At 69.2% G+C, this 20,484-nt stretch carries 24 protein-coding genes; 12 read left to right on the top strand and 12 right to left on the bottom strand.

Going from position 1 to position 20,484, the window contains the following annotated elements:
- Positions 1–3 precede the first annotated feature (3 nt).
- The 3 genes from BN1701_RS01150 to BN1701_RS01140 all read left to right on the top strand — a co-directional run bounded on the left by BN1701_RS01150 (position 4) and on the right by BN1701_RS01140 (position 2,217).
- Positions 4–363: a hypothetical protein gene (locus BN1701_RS01150; RefSeq protein ID WP_054055533.1), complete on the top strand. Its 360-nt coding sequence runs from the start codon at positions 4–6 to the stop codon at positions 361–363.
- 82 nt (positions 364–445) lie between these two features.
- Positions 446–1,672: a helix-turn-helix domain-containing protein gene (locus BN1701_RS01145; protein ID WP_082860237.1), complete on the top strand. Its 1,227-nt coding sequence runs from the start codon at positions 446–448 to the stop codon at positions 1,670–1,672.
- Positions 1,669–2,217: a flavoprotein gene (locus BN1701_RS01140; RefSeq protein WP_054044614.1), complete on the top strand. Its 549-nt coding sequence runs from the start codon at positions 1,669–1,671 to the stop codon at positions 2,215–2,217. Before BN1701_RS01145 ends, BN1701_RS01140 begins: the two co-directional genes overlap by 4 nt.
- Before the next feature lie 37 nt (positions 2,218–2,254).
- Here BN1701_RS01140 and BN1701_RS01135 read toward each other — a convergent pair whose 3' ends face one another.
- The 11 genes from BN1701_RS01135 to BN1701_RS01085 form a co-directional block, all read right to left on the bottom strand.
- On the bottom strand, positions 2,255–2,884 hold the full coding sequence (locus BN1701_RS01135) for a PIG-L deacetylase family protein (protein ID WP_054055531.1): 630 nt from the start codon (positions 2,882–2,884) through the stop codon (positions 2,255–2,257).
- Between the two features lie 5 nt (positions 2,885–2,889).
- Entirely contained in the window at positions 2,890–3,744 is an 855-nt protein-coding gene (locus BN1701_RS01130) for a 5'-3' exonuclease H3TH domain-containing protein (protein WP_054044612.1), read from the bottom strand.
- Entirely contained in the window at positions 3,744–4,886 is a 1,143-nt protein-coding gene (locus BN1701_RS01125) for a glycosyltransferase family 4 protein (protein WP_054044611.1), read from the bottom strand. The genes BN1701_RS01130 and BN1701_RS01125 overlap by 1 nt, the downstream gene beginning before the upstream one ends.
- Complete coding sequence (locus BN1701_RS01120; RefSeq protein WP_054044609.1) at positions 4,879–5,442, bottom strand: phosphoribosyltransferase; 564 nt, start codon at positions 5,440–5,442, stop codon at positions 4,879–4,881. The genes BN1701_RS01125 and BN1701_RS01120 overlap by 8 nt, the downstream gene beginning before the upstream one ends.
- Positions 5,439–6,419 carry a radical SAM protein gene (locus tag BN1701_RS01115; RefSeq protein ID WP_082859593.1) on the bottom strand — a complete coding sequence of 327 codons (981 nt, stop codon included), beginning with the start codon at positions 6,417–6,419 and terminating at the stop codon, positions 5,439–5,441. The genes BN1701_RS01120 and BN1701_RS01115 overlap by 4 nt, the downstream gene beginning before the upstream one ends.
- Complete coding sequence (locus tag BN1701_RS01110; protein WP_054055529.1) at positions 6,416–7,480, bottom strand: glycosyltransferase family 2 protein; 1,065 nt, start codon at positions 7,478–7,480, stop codon at positions 6,416–6,418. The genes BN1701_RS01115 and BN1701_RS01110 overlap by 4 nt, the downstream gene beginning before the upstream one ends.
- Positions 7,477–7,938, bottom strand: coding sequence for a DUF6884 domain-containing protein (locus tag BN1701_RS01105; RefSeq protein ID WP_054044606.1), 462 nt, complete (start codon positions 7,936–7,938; stop codon positions 7,477–7,479). Before BN1701_RS01105 ends, BN1701_RS01110 begins: the two co-directional genes overlap by 4 nt.
- On the bottom strand, positions 7,935–8,492 hold the full coding sequence (locus tag BN1701_RS01100; RefSeq protein WP_054044605.1) for an SUMF1/EgtB/PvdO family nonheme iron enzyme: 558 nt from the start codon (positions 8,490–8,492) through the stop codon (positions 7,935–7,937). Before BN1701_RS01100 ends, BN1701_RS01105 begins: the two co-directional genes overlap by 4 nt.
- Before the next feature lie 5 nt (positions 8,493–8,497).
- The gene (locus BN1701_RS01095; protein WP_231949402.1) at positions 8,498–9,313 is read right to left on the bottom strand and encodes a Retron-type reverse transcriptase; all 816 of its coding nucleotides are present in this window, start codon (positions 9,311–9,313) and stop codon (positions 8,498–8,500) included.
- Between the two features lie 165 nt (positions 9,314–9,478).
- Complete coding sequence (gene queC, locus BN1701_RS01090) at positions 9,479–10,183, bottom strand: 7-cyano-7-deazaguanine synthase QueC (protein ID WP_054044603.1); 705 nt, start codon at positions 10,181–10,183, stop codon at positions 9,479–9,481.
- A gap of 6 nt (positions 10,184–10,189) precedes the next feature.
- A complete protein-coding gene (locus BN1701_RS01085; RefSeq protein ID WP_231949400.1) occupies positions 10,190–10,672 on the bottom strand; it encodes a hypothetical protein in 483 nt (160 codons plus the stop codon).
- A 95-nt stretch (positions 10,673–10,767) separates the two neighbouring features.
- On the opposite strand from BN1701_RS01085, the gene BN1701_RS35130 reads away from it, so the two are divergent.
- The 3 genes from BN1701_RS35130 to BN1701_RS01070 all read left to right on the top strand — a co-directional run bounded on the left by BN1701_RS35130 (position 10,768) and on the right by BN1701_RS01070 (position 13,836).
- A complete protein-coding gene (locus BN1701_RS35130; RefSeq protein WP_054044601.1) occupies positions 10,768–10,995 on the top strand; it encodes a hypothetical protein in 228 nt (75 codons plus the stop codon).
- Between the two features lie 1,141 nt (positions 10,996–12,136).
- On the top strand, positions 12,137–13,348 hold the full coding sequence (locus BN1701_RS33835) for a helix-turn-helix transcriptional regulator (protein ID WP_082859591.1): 1,212 nt from the start codon (positions 12,137–12,139) through the stop codon (positions 13,346–13,348).
- Positions 13,345–13,836: an NUDIX hydrolase gene (locus tag BN1701_RS01070; RefSeq protein WP_054044597.1), complete on the top strand. Its 492-nt coding sequence runs from the start codon at positions 13,345–13,347 to the stop codon at positions 13,834–13,836. The genes BN1701_RS33835 and BN1701_RS01070 overlap by 4 nt, the downstream gene beginning before the upstream one ends.
- An 18-nt stretch (positions 13,837–13,854) precedes the next feature.
- On the opposite strand, the gene BN1701_RS01065 is transcribed toward BN1701_RS01070, so the two are convergent.
- Positions 13,855–14,496, bottom strand: a complete 642-nt coding sequence (locus BN1701_RS01065; protein WP_067520474.1) for an A24 family peptidase — start codon at positions 14,494–14,496, stop codon at positions 13,855–13,857.
- 387 nt (positions 14,497–14,883) lie between these two features.
- Between BN1701_RS01065 and BN1701_RS01060 the strand changes: the two genes are divergently transcribed.
- The 6 genes from BN1701_RS01060 to BN1701_RS01035 all read left to right on the top strand — a co-directional run bounded on the left by BN1701_RS01060 (position 14,884) and on the right by BN1701_RS01035 (position 20,482).
- The gene (locus tag BN1701_RS01060) at positions 14,884–15,348 is read left to right on the top strand and encodes a hypothetical protein (protein WP_231949398.1); all 465 of its coding nucleotides are present in this window, start codon (positions 14,884–14,886) and stop codon (positions 15,346–15,348) included.
- 323 nt (positions 15,349–15,671) lie between these two features.
- Positions 15,672–16,367, top strand: a complete 696-nt coding sequence (locus BN1701_RS01055) for a hypothetical protein (RefSeq protein WP_231949397.1) — start codon at positions 15,672–15,674, stop codon at positions 16,365–16,367.
- Positions 16,368–16,492: 125 nt separating this feature from the next.
- Positions 16,493–17,203 carry a hypothetical protein gene (locus BN1701_RS01050; RefSeq protein ID WP_054044588.1) on the top strand — a complete coding sequence of 237 codons (711 nt, stop codon included), beginning with the start codon at positions 16,493–16,495 and terminating at the stop codon, positions 17,201–17,203.
- Entirely contained in the window at positions 17,203–18,105 is a 903-nt protein-coding gene (locus BN1701_RS01045) for a chromosome partitioning protein (protein WP_054044586.1), read from the top strand. The genes BN1701_RS01050 and BN1701_RS01045 overlap by 1 nt, the downstream gene beginning before the upstream one ends.
- A gap of 92 nt (positions 18,106–18,197) precedes the next feature.
- Positions 18,198–19,571: a CpaF family protein gene (locus BN1701_RS01040; RefSeq protein WP_231949804.1), complete on the top strand. Its 1,374-nt coding sequence runs from the start codon at positions 18,198–18,200 to the stop codon at positions 19,569–19,571.
- On the top strand, positions 19,559–20,482 hold the full coding sequence (locus tag BN1701_RS01035; RefSeq protein ID WP_054044582.1) for a type II secretion system F family protein: 924 nt from the start codon (positions 19,559–19,561) through the stop codon (positions 20,480–20,482). The genes BN1701_RS01040 and BN1701_RS01035 overlap by 13 nt, the downstream gene beginning before the upstream one ends.
- The last annotated feature ends 2 nt before the right edge of the window (positions 20,483–20,484 follow it).

Raw genomic sequence — 20,484 nt, 5'->3', positions numbered from 1 at the left:
AGAATGCATAACGACCGTGGCCGCGTGTTCCGCGAGGCGTGGATCGCCGGAGTGACCAAGCACTACCCCGGCGAACCCAAGGCCGGCTACATCGCTCCGTGGGAGGAGACCCCGGAGTGGGAACGCGACGCCGCGACCGCCGTGTACGACCAGGTCCTCGCCTTCATCAGAGCCACCGACGGCGCCACCGCCAAGCTCACCTCCGACCAGAAAGGCCGCTTCGTCTCGCTGTGCTGGATCGGCCAGATCTACAAACACTTCCCGGACCCGAAGCCGTCCTACGTCGCGGACTGGAACGACCTGCCCGACTGGCAGAAGGCCACGGACATCGACATTTTCGAGCGCATCGAACAAGAAGCCTGACCGCTGGACGCATCGGCATACACGCGGCCTGGCTACTCGCCAACCAGGCTGGTGGCTGAATCAGGCAAGCGAGGTGAGCGACGTGGGCGACAAACGCGAGGCGTTCGCGGCTCGACGTGAGGCGATGGGCTTCACTCAGGAAGGGCTCGCTTCTGCTGTTGGTGTGGAGTTCTCCACCGTCGGGCGGTGGGAACGTGGGGCTCTGACGCCTCAACCGTGGCGGCGGCCTCGAATTGCGAAAGCGCTGGGCGTCTCCCTCGATGAGCTGAACGTGCTGCTCGGACAAGGCCCTGCTGAGGCAACGATCAGCCGCCGTGGAGTAATGCGGGATACAGCTCTACTAACGGGCTCGGTCCTGGCGCAGCGTTGGCTCCCCATGCCTGACAACTTTGCCGAAGTCAGCTCGGATGGGGTTGCTGTGCAAGGTTTGTCCTCGACCACGGCGGCCGTGACGCGATTGCACGAGACCTATCAAGCCGCTCGGTACGCCGAGGTTGGTGGCGCACTGTCCACCGTCGCAGACGCCATCACTGCGTTGATGTCCACCAGTCGGGGCCAAGAACGACGCCAGGCTCTGATTCTGCGATGCAATGCCGCGGTAGTGGAAGCGAAGCTGGCAACCAAAATAGGTGACGGCGCGGCGGCACGGGCTGCCGCCGAGCGCGCGAGATTGGCTGCCGACGACGCTGATGATCCATTCGGACAGGCTGCCGCGGCGTACCAGATGACTTGCGCGTTGCTCAAGCTTGACCAAGCCGCAGCTGCGGAGGAAATTGCGATCGGTGCGGCTGCAAGCGTGACTGGCGATGATCCTCGCCGCATCAGTTGGGCGGGTGCGCTGACGTTGATTGCGGCGATCATCGCGGCACGGCGAAACGACATCGCCACTGCCCGCGGGAGGTTGGATACGGCGCAGCGACTTGCAGACGAGCTCCGACGAGACGCCAACATCGGCTACACGGCGTTCGGCCCCACCAACGTCACCATTCACCGCATGTCGGCGGCTGTTGCCCTGGATGACCCGTACCAACTACTCGCCACCAGCGAACGACTCGATCCCACGCGGATGCCCACGGGATTGCGTGGACGGCGAGCCCAGTTCCACCTCGACAGCGCTTGGGCGCACACTCAGATCGACGAAGACGCCCTAGCAGTGCTGCACTTGCTGGAAACCGATCGAATCGCCCCCGAGATCGTTTACACCAGTCGTACGGCCCACAACCTCATCCGAGACCTGATGGCACGTGAACGGCGTCGTGAAGTACCCGGCCTGCGTGAACTAGCTCTCCGTACCGGAGTGACGGCGTGAGCCATGACCGTGGCTCTGCCTACCTCGTGGTAACGGCCGCGCCGCCGGTGCTAAAGATCGACGAGTTCGTTGCCCTGCTGTCCGGGCAGGGATGGCGGGTGTCGTTGATCGCCACTCCCTCTGCAGCCTCGTGGATCGACCTCGACGCGGTCGCCACCGAAACCGGCTGCCTGACGCGGGTGACTGCACGTCCACCAGGCCAACAAGACTCGCTGCCGACAGCGGACATCGTCATTGCAGCTCCGCTAACGTTCAACTCCCTCAACAAGTGGGCTGCGGGTATCAGCGACTGCGTAGCTCTCGGTGTGTTGAACGAGCTTCTCGGCGCCGAGATACCGATCATCGCCGCACCGTGTGTGAAAGCGTTGCTGCGTAAGCATCCTGCGTACGCCGACAGCGTCGAACGTCTCACACAGTGCGGGGTGATCATGCTTGACCCCGATGCGGTGACCACACGGGCGGAGGGCGGGCTTGCCGCCTTCGACTGGGAGCAGATCCTCTCAGCAGTGGCCGCGAGCACCAGCGATGAGTCTTTGGACGGTTAACCGTCCGTCACATGGTCGGACGGCCGCCAGTCGAAGGTCACAGGGCTGCCGCCGCTGGCAGGCGTCCGAGGACGGGAAGCGGGACGAAGTTCTCGGCGTGTTCGACGCCGATGCGTGCGCCCCACAGCCGGGCGAGGTTCTCGGCCATCGGCCCGAAGTGTTCGGCGATGGGCTGGGAGCCGTGCGCGACCAGGGCGCGTTGTTTAGTGGCCCAGGCGGTGGTGATGTCGATGGTGGTGTGGGCGGGAACGGGGCCGTCGAGGGTGAGGCTGTTGTAGGTGTCGGTGGTGTAGACCCGGCGCGGGTGTCCGGTGGCGATGACGACCTCGGGAAGTGCCTCCAGCACGGCTTCGGCGATGCGCCGGTGGTCGGGATGCACGTCGCGAAGTGGGTGGGTGAGCACGACTTCGGGGCGGGTATCCAGCAGGAGTTCGCGTACGGCCGCCGCGGTGGGCTCGTTGATCTGGTGGAGCCCGGCGCCGAGTACGGCGGCCCCTGCGGCGGCCTCGCTGGCGCGGGGCTCGGGGTGGCGTGGGACGGCGATGGTGACGTCGGCTCCGGCGGCGGTGCAGAGGGCGAGCGTGCCGCCTGCCCAGAGTTCGGCGTCGTCGGGGTGAGCCATCACGGTCAACACCGAGCGGGGCGGGATGAACGCGGTCGCGGTCACCGGAGTCACCACAGCCCGAGCTTGTCGATGACCTCGGCGGGCGTGGGCAGAGCCCGGCTGCTGCGGCCGGTGGGGAGCAGGGGCAGGTCGAGGTCGGTGCGCATCCTGATCAGGTCGCGCCAGCCGAGAACCTGGTTCCAGGCTTCGACGACGGCCTTGCCCTTGGTGCCGGTGAGCCGCCCGGCGTCGGCGAGCTGGTCGAGGGTGAGGCCGCCGGCCAGGAGCTTGGCGGCAGTGCCCGTCCCGACGCCGCGCACGCCGGGGATGTTGTCGGCCGGGTCGCCGGTGAGGGCCCGGAAGTCCGCCCACTGAGTCGGCTGGACCTGGTAGCGATCGAACACGGTGTCGGGCTCGATGTGGCGGCGGCCTCGCTTCATGGCGGTGTTGAGCACCCGGACGTGGTCGTCAATGAGCTGGTAGAAGTCGCGGTCACCGGAAATGATCCACACCCGGCGATCGGGGTCTTCGCGACGGACGTGGGTGACGAGGGTGGCGATGACGTCGTCGGCTTCGGCCGTGTCGATCTCGATCCAGGCCAGCTCGTAGGCGGTCAGCGCTTCCTGGACGTGCGGGATGGCGCGGATGGGTTTGAGCGCGGCTTCGTCGAGGACGCGGTTGGCCTTGTAGTCGCTGTCGGTGGCTTGGCGTTCGGCCGCGCCGTGCTGGCCGTCGAAGACGACGATCACCTCGGGCGGCGCGGTGAACTCTTCGCGGATGGCTACGCGCAGTAGCGCGAAGAAGGCGAACTGGGCGGTCAGGTCGCGGGTCTTGTCGCGAGAGTGGATCGCGGCGGGGAAGCCGAAGGCTCCGCGCCAGAGCAGATTATGGCCGTCGACCAGCAGAAGAGGGACATCGTTCATCACCGCACCGCCTTGAGGAAGTCATGGGCGACTGTGGTGGGCAGATAGTCCCGCGAGCGGTAGTACGCAGCCCGAGATAGCGCTTCGTAGCGTACCGGATCGTCGAGGAGGACTTCGGCGGCACCCCACAGCCCGAACTCGCCGTGGGCGCGGGGCACCAAGATCCCGCCCGCTCCCTCCCCGGTGCCGATGAGGGCGGGCAGGTTGTCCACGTCGAAGGCGACAACCGGGGTGCCCACGCTCATGGCCTCCAGGGCGACCAGTCCGAAGGTCTCCTTGGTCGAGGGGACGATGACCACGGCGGCGTCGGCGAGCCACGGCTGGACCTGGTCCCAGGGCAGACCGCCGTGGCGGATGCTGCCTATGGGCAGGTGGGCGGCGGAGTGGGCGCAGCGGCGGTATTCGGCGGCCTGTGCGCCGGCGGCGTGCTCGAACCCGGCCTCGGCGAGGACGACCTCGATGCCGCGGTCGACGAGGCGACCGGCGTCGAGCAGGGCGCGGACGTTCTTCTCCGGCCCGAGCCGGGCCAGCACTCGCACCGGGCCGCCCCGCCGCAGCGCCTCGCGCTGGTGGGCGTCGGGCGCGTTGTGCTCGTCGAGCAGGGCGTTGGGCACGATCCGCCAGCAGGTGCTGTCGTAGCTCCGGTCGTGGGCTTGACCGAGGACGGTGGTCGATGGCGCGACCACCACGTCGGCCCGTTCCAAGGCGGGCACGAGGTCCTGGTCATGGCCGACGACGTGCATCGCCAGCACCGTGCGCACCCCGTCGCAAGCTGGAGCGAGGCGCCCGAGTCCCCACAAGGCGTCGACGTAGACAGCGATGTCGACGTGGTGGTCGCGGTAGAGATCGCGGAGGTCGGCGGCGATGACCTCGTCCTGGCCGTGGGTGCTGATCGCGTCGCGCAGTTCATCGTCGTCGGCGGGGAAGGTCACCCCGACCGAGCCGAGCACCACCAGGTCCCGGTCCACCTCTTGGTCCTTGGTCTGATCGGGCTCGGTGGCGGTGATGATCAGGGCGCGGTGTCCGAGCTGGCGCAGGCCGCGGACGAGGGCGGCGGTGGCGCGTTCCATCCCGGCCGGGGCGTCGTGGGTGTAGGAGGCCAGGACGAACGCGACGGTCAGTGGCTTGATGGCGTCAGGCATGGCTGGTCACCCGCTCCGGGATGGGCATGTCGGTGGTCGGCTGGTCGGGGCGCTTCTCCCACGGGAAGCTGACCCAGTCCGACACGGTCCACACCGAGTAGTCCGGGCAGGTCTGGGCCCCGGTGTTCAGGCACAGCGTCGCGGTGATCACTCGGGTGTCCGGGGCGAGGATCGGGGTGAGGACGTTGCGGAGTTTGTGCAGGGTCGCGCCGCTGCCGCAGATGTCGTCGACCACGAGGATCATGCCGCCGAGCTTCTTGCGGCCGAGGGTGTGGCGGAAGGCGTCGAAGTCGACGGTGACCTTGCCGGTGGCCTGCCGGTAGAGGCCGTCGTCGGCGTTGTGCCGGGCGTGCACGGTCCGGGGTTTCACGCCGAGTCGGCCGGCGAGGATGCGGGCGGGGGCGACGCCGCCGTTGGCGATGCCGATGACGTGGTCGACCTTCCGGTGGTCGCGGCTGATGGCGGCGAACAGCAGCAGGCAGGCGTCGCTCAGGGCCTCGGGGGTGATCCGCCATATGCGCTGGTGCTCGAACACGCGCTGTGCGGTGCGGGTCATGCCGAACCGTCCCGTCCGGTCACGGCCAGGCTGACCGGCCCGGTCAGTGGGCGTAGGGCGGCGATGGCGGTGGTGTCCGGGGCGTTGCGCCAGACCTGTCCGTCTGCGCGCACGACGGTGAACCCGGCGGCGTCGGCGCGGGTGCGCAACCGCACCGGAACCGGGGCGGCGGGGCCGAGTGCGTCGACCAGATGGCGGGCGTGCTCGTCGGGTACCTGTTCGGTGTCGGCGAGCGGGGCGCCTTCGCCGAAGGGCAGGTACTGCAGGACGGTCACTCCGTGGACGCCGAGCCGGTCGGCCAGTTCGACCAGCTCGGGTAGGCCAGCGGCGGTGGAGCGCATGAGCACGGTCTGGATCTGGGTCGGGATGCCGTGGGCGATGGCGGCGCGGATGCCGGAGATGGCCTTGGCGAAGCTGCCCTCGCCGCGCCACCGGTCGTGACGCTCGGGGTCGGGGCCGTCGAGGCTGACCCGAATCGCGTCGACCCGGCGGGCGAGGGCTTCGGCGCGGCGGGGCAGGTGGGTGCCGTTGGTGGTGACGCTGACCGCGCAGCCGCCGTCGACCAGCACATCGAGCAGGGTGGGCAGGTCGCGGATGAGCAGTGGTTCGCCGCCGGAGACGTCCACGCCGAGCACCCCGGAAGAGGCGATCCTGGCGGCGACCTCGGCGCGCTCGTCGCGGGCGAGTTCCGGGATGGATTTGTCGTCCAGACACTGCGGGCAGGCCAGGTTGCAGCGCACGATGGGCGACCAGCACACGCTGACCGGCATCACGTCGCCCAGCTCACCGGGGTGGACTTCCGGTAGCGAGGTGATGCTCTCGTGGGCCAGGGCGGTGCGTCCGGTGAGGATCGGCTGGCCGGTTCGGTGGGTCAGGCCGGTGAGCGGGTCGTAGACGACACCGGTCCCGCTGCGCATGCCGCAGCCGACCATCCTGCGTGCCGAGGCGCGGCCGTTGGTCGTGGTTGTCGTGGTCATGGGCGTCCCTCGCAGTGGGTGAGCAGCTCGGACATGGATGCGGTGAAGGCGTGGGTGCGGCCTCGTGGCGCGGGCAGCATCAGCAGGTCGCGGTAGCGGGCCAGCGTGCGCGGCCAGCCGGCGAGCTTGTGCTGCCACTGCTCGGCGGCATCGGGTGGGTCGAGGTGGAACCCGACGGTCTGCCGCAGCGGGATGACCAGCAGCCCGGCGGCGATCAGGCACGCCCCGAGGTAGGTGTCCTCCATGCCCCACCCCAGGCGGCCAAACTCCGCGTCGAAGCCGCCGACATCGAGCACGGCGGCGCGCGGGACGGCGACCAGGGCGGTGACGACCATTCGGGGCAGGTCCCAGTCGTAGTAGCACTGCCCATACCCGAGGTCGATGAAATCGCGGGTGTCATCGAGCGGGCGGCCGTCGAGCGGCTCGGGCAGCGTGATCCCGCTGTACGGCAGCGTGATGTTCGGCGGTGGCCGCCACACGACCCGGTGGTCGGCGGCGAGGTTCGGGATGCGGCCCAGGATGGCCGGGTCCTGGGAGTGCACCTCGTAGCGAAGGTTGTGGCGGAAGCCGACCAGCACGCTGGTGTCGGTGGCACGGGTGGCGATGTCGGTGATCACGTGCGGCGGGATCACCATGTCGCCGTCGAGGTAGAGCACGGTCTGCCCTGTGGCGAGGGCGGTGCCGACGTTGCGGGCGGTGGCCGCGCCCATCCGCTGCGGCAGCCGCACCAGCCGGTTGACCACCCGGTGCCGGGCGGCGACGTGGGCGGTGTCGTCGGTGCTGGCGTCGTCGACGACGATGACCTCGAACTCGTACTGGTGGTGTTGGGCGTCCAGGGCGTCGAGAACGGTGGGCAGGCAGTAGCCGACCTGGTAGGCGGGGATGACCACCGAGACGGTGCGTGCGGATGCCAGCCAGCAGTCCGACGGGGTGGGCTGGTGCCAGCCGATCCCGTCGGCGACGGCCTCCCAGGCATGGGTGCTGGAGCTGTGGTTGTTGCCGTGCCGCAGCAACTCCTCCCGCAGCGGCAGTGGGCCGTAGGCGGACTCGGAAGTGGTCACAGCCAGCCCCACCCGGACAACACGGTGCTCGTCCCGGTCCAGTCGACGGGGTTGGGCAGCAACGTCAAGGTCAGCGGCGGCGCGTGGTCGAACAGACTCTCGACGGCGGCCAGGTACAGCGGCTCCAGCACCACCAGCACGTGCCGCAACCCCTCGTCCCGCAGGTCGATGGTCAGGCGTTCGGACACGCGAACCTGGAGCGCTTGTGCTTCGCCGAGGGTGCGCAGCTTGCGCTCGTAGGTACCCACGAGGTCGTCGGGGTGCAGCAGGCCGTGTGCGCCGGACAGAATGCGCAGCCGTGCCCGATGCTCGGGTGAGAGGTGGTCGCGCAGACGGGGCGTGAGCGCGCCCTGGTAGAGCTCCAGCGCCGGGACCGAGGCCGTGGTGACCAGCTTCTCCCGGCTGCAGGAGACGATGATCAGTCCCTGCTCGGGCTCGAGCCTGCTGATGGGAGTCATGGCTGGCGCACCACCCGCATCCCGATGCCCGGCGAGGCCAGCTCGACGGGCGCGGCGTTGAGGAAGGTGGTGCGCGCGTACAGCGTGGGCGAGGCGTAGGAGCCGCCGCGCAGCGTGACGCCGCCGCCCATCGTGGCGCGGGCGGTCCACTCCCAGACGTTGCCCGCCACCTCCAGCAGCCCCTCCGGGGTCGCCCCATCGGGGTTGGCGTCGACCGGGCAGGTGGTGCCGAGGCCGCAGTCGCGCAGATTCGCCAACTCGGGCGTCCAGTCCTGGTCACCCCACGGCCAGCGCCGCCGGGCGGGGCCGCCCGCCATCCACTCCCACTCCGCCGAGGTCGGCAGCCGCCCACCCAGGGCGCGGGCGATCTCGGTGGCCTCGGCATGGGTCATCCCGGTGACCGGGTGCAGCCCGCGTTCACCACCGCGCTCACCGCGCAGCTGGGCGCAGGTGATCGGGGTGCGCGTCCACAGCAGCGTGCCGACCTCGACCGGCCGGGCATCGTCGCCGAATCGGCAGGTCCCTCCGGATACCTCGACCCACTCGATCTTCATGGTGGTCAGCCCCCGATCAGGAACAGGTCTTCGACGTTGGCGTGCGTTCGTACGCGGCTCTTGGACTCGTTGGGCCGCATCCCGCATTGGGCGAGCGCCTCGGCGATGACGGTGAAGGCGACGTGAGCTTCGGTCTCGTCGGCGGCGAAGGCGGCGTAGTTGTCGGCGAACCGCACCACCCGCAGCCCGCCCAGCAGGGCGTCGGGACGGGATAGGCGCAGGTTGATCAGCAGCGGCGCGAGCCCGGAACCCGGCGCGATCGGGTACGGCATCGCGGCCAGCGCGGTGCGCACTCGGTCGAGGAAGGTGCCGTCGTGAACGTGCAGGGCACACCAGTCGACGACCTGCTCGACAGTGGCGCCCTCGGACACCGAGGCCACATCCACATCGGCGACCGCGCGCAAGCCGGCCTCCACGTGAGCCGCAGCGTGGCGCAGCGCGGTGATGCGGTTGCGTCGAGGCCGGTAACCGGACACCCAGTCGGCCAGCACCTGCGTTTCCATGATCGGCTCGATCGCGTTGCGCAGCGCGCGGTGCACCAGCCGGTCGATCATCATGGGCACGCACACCGTCATCGACTTGCCGGTGTAGGTCGGGAAAGCCACCTCCCGTACCGGGCCCGGCCGCCAGGTGCCTTCGGCCAACTGCTCGGCCAGCCGGGGCAGCAGTTCGGAAGCACGCCGCCGCAACTCCCCGAGCGTCATCCGGTCCGCACCAGGTGCCGAGGTTCGCCGTCCGCACTGCCGCAACGCGGTCCGCAGGTGCTTCTCGTCCAGCAACGGGATCAGCGAGTGCGTCTGCAGGACAGGGGTTGGTGGCACGGCAGGTGGGTGCGCTAGGGTCGGCTCCGCTTGAGCGGCAGGCACGCTCCCTTGATCACCGAGACCTGGCTCGCAACCCAACACGCGCGAGCCGTGATCGAGGGAAAGACGGCCCCGTTCAAGCCCAGGGCCTGCGGGCTTCGCGTCCACGATCCTCACACTCCTTCACGCGGCCCGGTACACGGTGGGGTCGACGATGCCGTTGTCGCGGAAGGCTTCTTGGCGTTCGGTGCACGTTCCGCAGGTGCCGCAGTGCACCTCTCGGCCCCGGTAGCAGGACCAGGTGCGGGCGAACGGCACCGCCAGCGCCTCGCCGACGCGCACGATGTCGGTCTTGGTCAGCGTCAAGAAAGGGGCAAGTACCTGGAACCCCGGCACCAGCAGGCCCTCGTTGGCCGCCTGCACGCTGCGGGCAAACCGCTCCACGAACTCCGGCCGGCAATCGGGGTAGATGGTGTGGTCCCCGGCGTGCGCGCCGAAGACGACCGCGTCCGCACGCACCGCGATGGCGACCGCCACAGCGATGTCGAGCATGATCGCGTTGCGGTTGGGCACCACCGTGGCTGCCATCGACTCGTCGGTGTAGTGCCCGTCGGGCACCGCCACCGAGGTGTCGGTCAACGCCGAACCGGTCAGCAGCGCGCCCAAGCTGGTCAGGTCGATGATCCGGTGCGGGCTCAGGAGCAGCCGTGCGATCTCGGCGGCGTGATCGAGTTCGACGCGGTGGCGCTGCCCGTAGTCGAACGAGACCAGCGTCAGGCGGCTGTGGCGGGCGGCCAGCCAGTAGGCCAGCACGGTGGAGTCCAGGCCACCGGACGCGATGACGACCGCGTGTTCGGGGTGGCGGTGCTCGGGGTGGTCGATCGTCATGGCCGGTCACCACGTCCGCGTGAAGGTACGCCGAACCGCGCCGACAACGGCTCCCCAACTCGGGAGTTCCCCGCCCGGTTGGGGGCGCTGCAACCAGAACAGGCCGCCCTCGGTCGTGCCGAACGCGGGCAGCGCGACCGTGTCGCCCGGCTTGTACCACCCGATCTGGGCGGCCATGAGGTCGTCAACGGTCGACTGGCGCATGGGCGTGCGCGGCTGGGTCAGGAAGACCCAGTCGGCCGCCTTCTTGCCGGGCACGACGATGATCGGCGCGCGCATCATCGCCCGGACGAGCTCGTGGTTCACCTCGCCGCCGAACCCTGCCCGCATCACCAGCGCGTCGATGGTCTCGCCCAAGCGCAGCCGGACTTCGCCGGTTTCCGAGTCGATCGTCGTCGGCCAGCTCAGCAGGTTGGTGTAGTACCGCCGGAGCACGCTCGGTGCGATGTCGTCAGGCTGGCGGGTGTCGGTCGCGGTTGCTGTGGTCATGGAAAGGCTCCCGTCGTGCAGGGGTTGGTGCGGCGGAGCCGAGGCGCCTCAAAGGGAAAACCCCGGCCCCGCCGTGATCGAGGACGCGGCACTTCATGGCCGCGCGGATCGCGCTGATCAACGATCGGCGCGAGTTCGTGAATCAGGGAACATCAGGCATCGCTCCGGCCCCGTACCGGCGGACCGCATGTGAAGCGCACGGTCGTTTCCCGGTTTTCGAGGCGGCTCACGCGGCTTCGCTTTCCCTGATGAAGCCCAAGCCGTGCGTGCCGACTGTCTTCAGCGCGTGCAGCAACATGGGCGACGGTGGCTGCTTCGGCTGACGCCAATGCCTGCCTACGTAGGGCGACACGGCCAGGCTGTGTCTGCCGGAGGTGGCCTCGGAGCGTCGTTGCCGGAATGCCCGCAACAGCAGGCAACCGACGAACACCACGGCGGCGATCGCGGTAATGACCGGAGCCAGGGGCATCACGCGGCGCCACCTCGCAGGGTGGGGATCGCGGCGGAACCAGGTATCGGGGTCGTGGTTCCGCCGCGACATGACGGTGAAGCAGGGCGCCCCGCGACGGTTGGGGGCCCACCGTCGCCGTACTGCTTCACCGTGCTCGCTATGCCGGTTTCCTCGGAGGGGCCAGACCCACCGGGGGCAGGAGTGGCGGCCACCTTAACGGCGGTGGCAATGACGGAGCGGAACTGCTCGGCCTCAGCGGCGTCGAGCCTGGCAACCTCACCTGGGGGTGCCATCACCACGACATCCGAGCCACGCACGAGCACCGTCAGGCTCCGAGGGCGGCCGGCGATGTCCCGGCACGTCACCGCCCAAGGTCCGCGGTCGTTCATCGTGCGTCACCGCCTCGTGCGGTGGTCCAACTCCGTACCCACACCGGCTGCACGAGGAACGGCACAGCGAGCTTTGTTTGTGGGCATCGCGAAACCGCAGGTTCCGCGAATCGCTGGGAGAGTGTCATCATCTACTCCGTAACTCAGCGAGTCCCGATTTACTTTGTCCTGAACTTCTGCTACTCCCATAGCGTCGAGCGTTTCAGTTGTTCACCGGCCGAACCGGAGAGCGGGTAACGGTGCTGGTAGAACCACCGCTAACCCGCCAACGCAGCTAAACGTCCACCGCGCGGCACAAACCAGAGCGGGGACGCAGCGGCGATGGGGCGTCCACGGGGCGACAGGGCACCTGACCTGCGCTTTTCCCAATCGGGCGCGCTTGTGCCAAACGGGTGAAACCGCGTAATACTCTGGGTACTGACCGCAAAAAAAGGGAGACACGACAGGGCGACTTGTGATAGCCGCACCCAATGTCGAACAGATCGACACGCACCCCCGGAAGCCCAACTCCCTCCGGCCGGGTCAAGATCCATTATGGTTCTGAGGTTGCCTGGCGCGAGTTGGACTTGACCTGCGCAAACGACAGCGGGACGATCCTGGGGCCACCAGCGACAAGGGAGCGGTATGACTGTGCGGCGACAGAGCCTCGCGGACCGTCGTGAAGCCCTCGGGTACACGCAAGAGGCGCTCGCCAGCAGGATGGGGGTCGACCGATCCACCGTCGCGCGCTGGGAGCGAGGCGTTCAGAAACCTCAGCCCTGGATGCGTCCGAACCTGGCGAAGGCACTCCAGCTGACGCCCGACCGCCTCGTCGCGCTACTGGGTGGAACTGCTTCACATCACGTGCTCAAATCCACGGCTGCGCTCGACGACATAGCGGCTTTGAGTGACCTTGACGGTCAGCAAGTAGTCGACAGCATCTTCGCGACAGCTCAACAATGGCAGGTCGCGGACCGTAGAGTCGGTGGCGGCGCCCTGTATTCGTCGGTCGCTCAATACCTGACCCGCGAAATAGCGCCACAGTTGGTTTCACCCGCTTTCGGCGTCTCCGTTCCCCGGTTGTTCTCAGCTGCCGCGTCGATCACCGAGATCGCCGGATGGATGGCACACGACAGCGGCAAAGACGGAAATGCACGAGGGTATTTCGATCGCGCCTTCCGGTTGGCGTTGGCCGGAAGCGATCGGGCACTGGCCGCGAACGCCTGTGCCTCGATGGCGCATCTAGCTATCGAGCTGCGACAGCCGCACGATGCCTTGCGCATCGCCGCCGAAGGGCTTGGACAAGCCACGGCGGCCGACGGCACTTCGCGCCTGATCGCCCGACTCCACGCCATGCGTGCCCGCGGGCTCGCCCTCATCGGCGACCGCGCAGGGTGCTGCACCGCGTTGGAAGACGCCGAGCGCATCCTGGACAACGTTCAAGGAGAACAACCCGCGCAATGGATCGCAGGGTTTGACGAGGCGTCGCTGGCGAGCGAGGCCGCGCTGTGCTTCCTGCAACTAACGGAACTCGGCGAGGCCGAACGATGTGCTCGGGAGGTCATCCGGCTGAGGTCGGGAGACCGCGTCCGAAGCCGCACCTTCGCCCAGCTCACCCTCGCCAACGTCCTGGTGCACGCGGGCCGGGTCGACGAAGCGGCAGCAATCGGCCACGAAGCCTGTGACACGACCGCCTCGTTGAGCTCGGCGAGGGTGGTCCATCAGCTTCGAGCCCTTGGCGGCCTGCTGAGTCTGGCACCGAAGTCGGGCCAGGTGTCGTCGTTCCTCGCCGCTCTGGCCGGCCTCTCGGTCGCCTCCGGGGAAGCCAACGGTGCGGTGTCGTTGTGGCCGGTATGACCGACGACGAGGCGCGCTTTGCCTACCTCGCGGAGGGCAACGCCAAGCAAGCGCGCAAGCGCGTAGCCGCTGATCTGCTGATCCGAGACGAAGCCGGGCGCGTTCTGCTGGTGAACCCCACCTACAAGGACAACTGGGATCTCCCCGGCGGCATGGCGGAGAGCAACGAACCGCCGCGAGTGGCAGGCACCCGCGAGCTGGCCGAGGAACTCGGCCTCACCGTCACCGCCGGCCGCATTCTGGTGCTGGACTGGGTCGGACCTCACGGACCGTGGGATGACCAGCTGGTGTTCATCTTCGACGGCGGGACGTTGTCGCCCGCGCAGGTGAAGACCATCCGGATCTCCGATCCGGAGATCGCAGAGTTCGCCTTCGTCGAACTCGCCGAGGCCAAGACCATGCTGCGGCCCGACATGGCACAGCGTCTGGCTCGCGCCCATGACGCCCTGACGACGGGCGTCACGTATTACTCGGAGCAGCTCGGATGACCAGCACGCTCTCGTGCGCTATGAGCCTGTCGCGTTCAACATGACGGTCGCTACGGCACCCAGTGCGAGGAAGGGGCCGAGCGGCATCGGGTCGTCCCGTTCGGCACGGCCGGTGGTCCTGAGCGCGACCCGAACAACTGCTGCGAGCAGCCATCCGAGAAACGTTCCAGTGAACAGCGCCGTCCAGCTCCACCAGCCGAGCGCGAGCCCCAGGAGGCCGGCGAGCTTGACGTCGCCAGCACCGAGCCCGCCGACCGCGAGTGCGAGGCCGAGGTAGACCGCAGCGAGGACAACCGTGCCAGCTACCGACCGCAGCAGGTTGTCGTAGTTCGCGTGAAGCACGGCGTCCACGCCGAAGGCGACGGCAAGCACCAGATAGCTCGGCAGCACCACCACGCCGGGAAGGCGCTGCACGGCCAGGTCCACCATCGCGAGCGGTACCAGCACGGCCGCCAGGTAGCTGTAGGCCAGCAAGGCGAGGCTCCAGTCCAACCGCCAGGCCAGCGCCGTGAACAGCAGTCCGGTGAGGGCTGCCGCCACTGTCCAGTTCCAGCGGCTGAGCGCCCTCGTCTGCAGCAGCTTTCGTGTCAGTAGTCCGAGTACGCCCCCAACCAGCACGCCGAGTGCGGTCCACGAAATGATCAATATTGGTGAGGTCAAGCGACCTCACCTCTTATCACCCTTCGTAGCAAGATCAGCACAGCTTTCGCCCCCAAGACGCCGCATCCTTCGCTCTAAGTGTTACCTCGCGACGACCCCCAGAGTGACCGAAATGGACCGATCGAGTGAATCTTTGTGAGTGGATGTCATACCGACTTCAAAGTCAGTGCTTTCCGACTTTGCAGTCGGTGGGGGTCCGTGGTGTAGACGTGGTGAGTGTCACGAGACACAAGACGATCGTTACGGAAGTGTGGGGGTGCGCCTGTGGTAGGGGGGACGTTTCGCTCCTGGGGTGGTCGCGTGGTCGTCGGTGCTGCGGCCTGCGCGGTTCTCGCAGCTTGTAGCTCCGGCGGCACGGAGGGCCCGCCTTCCGGGACGTCGAGTCCTGTGGAGGCACCTTCGGCGTCGTCGAGCCCGAGTGCTGCGGTCTCCGCAGCGGACAAGGCGAAGAACGATGCTTTGGCCGCCTACCGAGGAATGTGGCAAGACTTCGTCGAGGCCGGGCGTACATCCGACTGGCAGTCCTCGAAGCTGGGGCAGCACGCGACGGGCGTGGCGCTGACGAACATGTCGCGCGGCCTTTACGCCGATCACTACAACGGCCTGGTCACCAAGGGTGAGCCGGTGCTGAACCCGACCGTATCCTCCGCGGAACCGGCCGGTGAGCCGAAGAAGATCATTGTTTCCGACTGCGGAGACTCGACGAATTGGTTGAAGTATCGCGCGGACAACGGCCAAGTCGCTGACAAAGAGCCGGGAGGACGCCAGGAGATCAACGCCATCGTCGAGAAGCAGTCCGACGGCTCCTGGAAGGTGTCCGACTTCGGCGTACACGACGTGGGGACGTGTTGATCATGCGACGTTTTGCGACTGTCACGGGAATCGTCGCTGCAAGCCTGTTCGGTCTCGCAGCTCCCGCTCTGGCCGATGGCGGCTGGGGAAGCACGAATTGCAGTCAGGTTCCCACTCCAGCGTGCGAGCTGGGAGCTGGCAGCAACGGTAACAACGGACGGCCGGGCAACCCTGGACACGGCAACAACCCAGGCCGCCCTGGGACCGGCAACAACCCCGGCAACGGGAAGCCGACCAACCCCGGCGACACGATCGTTGGCGGGGACTCGAACCTGGCGAGTTGTTCCTACGTCAAAAGCGACTATCAGCCGCCCTCCGGTGGCGTGGTCACCGCCTCCTACAAGCCGCCGACGACCAACGGCGGTGTGGTCCACGCTGCGGTGTTCCGTCCGACGGCGTTCCGTGCCCAAGCGGCGCAGCCTGGTCAAGGGCCGGGCGCGTGGTACGTGTGGAAGTGCACCACCGAGGGCGTCATGGATGGGCTCTACCGGCCGCCGGTGTGGATCGCCGACGGTCAGCAGCCGGGCGCGGCCTTGCTGCCCTCGCCCGCTGAGCTCGCGCAGATGGCCCGCAAGCAGCTCCGGCTGCCCTCGCCGTCGATCGCGGCGAACCCGGCCGGCGACCAGTTGGTGAACCTGCCGACCTGGATGTGGCTGTCCGGCGGCTGGGGCCCGGTCTCTGCCACTGCCTCGGTTCCCGGCGTGTCGGTGACGGCGGTCGCGACGCCGACCTCCGTGTCTTGGGCAATGGGTGACGGCTCCACCGTCACCTGCACGGGCGCCGGAACGCCGTACAAGGCAGGCGCAGATCCCAAGGCGCCGTCGCCGGATTGTGGCCACGTCTACCGCCGTTCGTCGGCGAGTCAGCCGGGGCAAGCGTACCCGGTGACGGCGACCGTGCACTGGACGGTGACCTGGTCCGGTGCGGGTCAGGGCGGGACGTTCCCGGACATGACCACGACGGGCAACGCGACCTTCCGCGTGGCGGAGTCGCAGGCCCTCAACAACGGCGGCGGCTGACCGACGCCACGGCCTCCCCGCGAGGCACCACTTCCCAGCCCACAAAGCGATGACCACCTGTTCCGCTCGCTGACCACCCTCTGGCGACGCGGCGCACTACCCGCATGCCTTTTGGAGGTACCGGCGTGAGCACCGACACCACGATCCGGCCCGACACGGACCGAGCCACGAGCACGGCCAACGGCCCTTGGGTCAACGACGGCAAGAAGCCTTCCGCCTCGCGGTTGCGCACTACAGGGCGTCGCCGCAGCGTGCCGTACCTGCTGCTCGGCGTGCTGCTCGTCCTGGCCTGTGTGGGCGGCTTCGTGCTGATCTCGCTGAATTCCGGAGATCGGCAAGCCGTGCTCGCGCTAACTCGCGGCGTTCAGGTGGGGCACGTGCTGACCATCCAGGACCTGCGGCAGGTCAACGTCGCGGTCGACCCTGGTGTCGCCGTCGTGGGCGCGGACCAGGCGGCCACCGTGGTCGGCAGGCCGATGGCCACCAGCCTGTCGGCCGGGGCGCTGCTGACCCCGGATGCCGTCGGCGGCGCCGCGCTCCCGGCGAGCGGGCAGGCCATCGCCGCCCTCGCGCTCAAACCCGGCCAGTTCCCCGCGGAAGTTGGACCGGGAGCGCGGGTGTCGGTGGTGTTCGTGCCCGGCCAGGCCGGATCGGCGCCCAGTCCGCCCGCCGATGGCGGCACGGTCTGGCCCGCGGTGGTGACCAGCGTGACCACCCCGGCCAACGACCAGAACACCGTGGTCTCGGTGCAGCTGTCCGAGCCCGCCGCCCGCCAGGTCGCCGCGGTGCCGGCCGGGCAGTTGTCGATCGTGATGCTCTCCGCTGGAGGTCGCTGATGTTGATCTCGGTTTTGTCCCTGAAAGGCTCACCGGGCACCACCACGCTGGCCGTGGCCCTGGCCGCCCGCTGGCCCGCTCCGGCACGCGCACTGATGGTCGAGGCCGATCCTTCCGGTGGCGATCTCGGCCTGCGGTTCTCCCTGTCCTCGACACCGGGCCTGGTGAGCCTTGCCGCCGCCGCGCGCCGCGGCGCCGACGCCGACCTGGTGTGGCGGCACACCCAGCAGCTTCCCGGCGGCCTGCCGGTGATCTGCGCCCCACCCGATGCCGACCAAGCCCGCGCGGCACTGTCGGCCTTGGCACCGGACCCGACCAGCGGGCTCGGGGTGCTCCGCGCGGCGGCCAACCAGCCCGGCACGGTGGTCATCGTCGACTGCGGGCGTGTGGACCCCGGCTCGCCCGCTCTGCCGATCGTGCGCGCCTCCGACGCGGTCGTGCTGCTGTCGCGGGCTCACGCCGACGACCTCGCGCACCTGCCGCGCCGGCTGCCCGCGGTCGGCCGCTGGAGCCCGAACCCGGTGCTGCTTCTGGTGGGTGACGGCTACTCCACCGCCGAGGTCGCCCGCGAACTCGGCGTGTCACCGCTGGGGCGCGTGCCCGACGACCCGAGCGGCGCGGCCGTGCTGTGCGGCCGGCCGAACAAGCTGCGCTGGGGTCGCAGCGGCCCCGAGCACTCGGCACTCGGCCGGTTCGCCCACCGCGTCGCCACTGAACTCGCCACCCGCGAGCGCACACCGGCAAGCCGAACTGCGCCCCGGACCGCTGAGCCGGTGACGCAGGTCCCGGTCCTGCGCTCGGTTCCGGGTGTGCCGCCCGGCGCGGTCTCGTCCAACGGCGTGCGCGTCGCACCGAACCCCGCAACCGGCCACCGCGACCAGCAGGGAGGGCAGGCATCGTGACGTACCCGACCAACCAGTACCCGGCGCCGGTGCCGCTGCGCCCCCACCAACAGCCATCCGGACCGGCCCCCGCACCTGGCCCTGACGCTGGTGTGCCGCCGCTGGGCTGGGGCACCGATGAGGACACGGCTGACCTGTCGGCCGCTACCACGCGGCTGCGGCAGCACTTGCGGGAGCGGTTGAATGCCGAGCTGCCGCAGCGGGTGGCTGATCAGCAGGACCGCACCGGGACGACCGCGACCCGCGAGGCCCGGCGGGAGCTGGCGCGCGGCATCCTCGACGAGGCGCTGCGTGTGCACACCGAGAACGAGCTGGCCGCGGGCCGGCAGTTGCTGCCTCGCGAGGTCGAGCAGCGGGTCGTCGGGGAGGTCGTCAACGAGCTGTTCGGCATGGCCGGGCTGCAGCCGCTGCTGGACGACCCGATGGTGGAGACGATCAACGCCAACAGGTTCGATCGGGTGTTCGTCCAGTACAACGACGGCCGCCGCGCCCCGGTCGCCTCGATCGCGGGCTCGAACGAGGAACTCACTGACTTGGTCCGGCTGCTCGCCGCCCGCGCCAGCAGCCAGGAGCGGCGGTTCGACCAGGGTTCCCCGGCGGTCAACCTCCAGCTCCCCGGCGGCGAGCGGCTGTTCGCGGTGATGGGCCTGACCGCCGGGGGCGTGACCGCCCTGTCGATCCGCCGCCACGGCTACCTCACCGTCACCCTTCCGGAGCTGCGCCGCCGAGGCACCGTCGATCCCGGCCTGGAGCAGTTCCTGCGGGCGTTGGTCAAGGCCCGCAAGAATGTCTTGATCACCGGCGGCACCGGCGCGGGCAAGACCACCCTGCTGCGTGCGCTGGCATCCGAGATGGATCCGTTGGAGCGCATCGTCACCATCGAGGACGCCTTCGAACTCGGGTTGGACCACGACCCGGACATCCACGCCGACGTGACCGCCTTCCAGGCGCGCGAAGCCAACGTCGAAGGCGAAGGCGCGATCAGCCAGGCCGAACTCGTGCGGTGGGGCCTGCGCATGTCGCCGGACCGGGTGATCGTCGGCGAGATCCGCGGCCCCGAGGTCATTCCGATGTGCAACGCCATGTCCCAGGGCAACGACGGCTCGATGGCCACCCTGCACGCCTCCAGTTCCCGGATCGCGTTCACCCGCCTCGCCTCCTACGCCGCCCAAGGGGTCGAACGGCTCCCGCTGGAAGCCACCAACCTGCTGGTCGCGAGCGCTGTGCACTTCGTGGTGCACCTGGCCCGCGCCGAGGATCGACGCACCCGTGTCGTGTCCTCGATCCGCGAGGTCGTCGGCGCCGACGGCCCACAGGTGATCTCCAACGAGGTCTACCGCCCAGGCCCCGACCGCCGCGCCCGCCCCGTGGCCGGAGCGCTGCGCAGCGACACCCTCGACGACCTGGTCGACGTCGGCTTCGACCCCGGCGTGCTGGAGAACCCCGAGGGCTGGTGGACACCGTGAACATCACCCTCAGCCCCACCACGGCCGCCGCGGCGCTGCTCGGTGTCGGCACCGGGCTCGGTCTGCTGCTGGTGGTCCTCGGCTGGCGCGGCACCGACCCACGGCGTCAGCGCCGCACCCGGACACGTACAGCCGGGCCCGTCGATCAGCACCGGAGCCTGCGGATCGCGCTGGCCGTGACCGCAGGGGTGGTGACCGGTCTGCTCACCGGCTGGGTCGTCGGCGCCGTCCTGGCCGGCCTCGCCGCCTGGGCGCTCCCGCGGGTGCTGGGCCGCGACCCCGAGCACGCCCGCCGAGTCGCGCGGATCGAGGCCGTCGCCACCTGGACCGAGATGCTGCGCGACACCCTGTCGGCCGCAGCCGGGCTAGAGCAGGCGATCCTGGCCACAGCGCCGCTGGCGCCGACGGCCATTCGCGGCGAGGTCGGCGAGCTCGCCGCCGGCATCGAGAACGGCGACCGCCTGGCACCCGCACTGCGCCGTCTCGGCGAACGTCTGGACGACCCGGTCGGCGACCTGGTCATCGCCGCCCTGCTGCTGGCCGCCGAACAGCAGACCCGCCAGCTCGCCGAACTGCTCGGGTCGTTGGCCGACGCCGCCCGCGGGCAAGCCTCGATGCGGATGCGCGTGGAAGCCGGACGTGCCCGCACCCGCACCTCGGTGCGCGTCATCGTCGGCACCACCATCGGGTTCGCCGTCACGGTGGTGCTGCTCAACCGCGACTACATGGGCGCCTACGACAGCGCTGCCGGGCAGCTCGTGCTGCTGGGCATCGGAGCGCTGTTCGCCGCCGGGTTCGCGTGGCTGAGCCGCATCGCCCGCGTCGCCCAGCCCGCCCGCTTCCTCTCCACCGCCGACCAAGACTCGGCGACCAGCCCGGCACCGGTTCTCGTCACCGCGAGGCAGGAGTGAAC

The sequence above is a fragment of the Alloactinosynnema sp. L-07 genome (assembly GCF_900070365.1).
GTDB lineage: Bacteria > Actinomycetota > Actinomycetes > Mycobacteriales > Pseudonocardiaceae > Actinokineospora.
The sequence above is the reverse complement of the archived record's forward strand: the minus strand, read 5'-3'. Positions and strand labels throughout refer to the sequence as shown.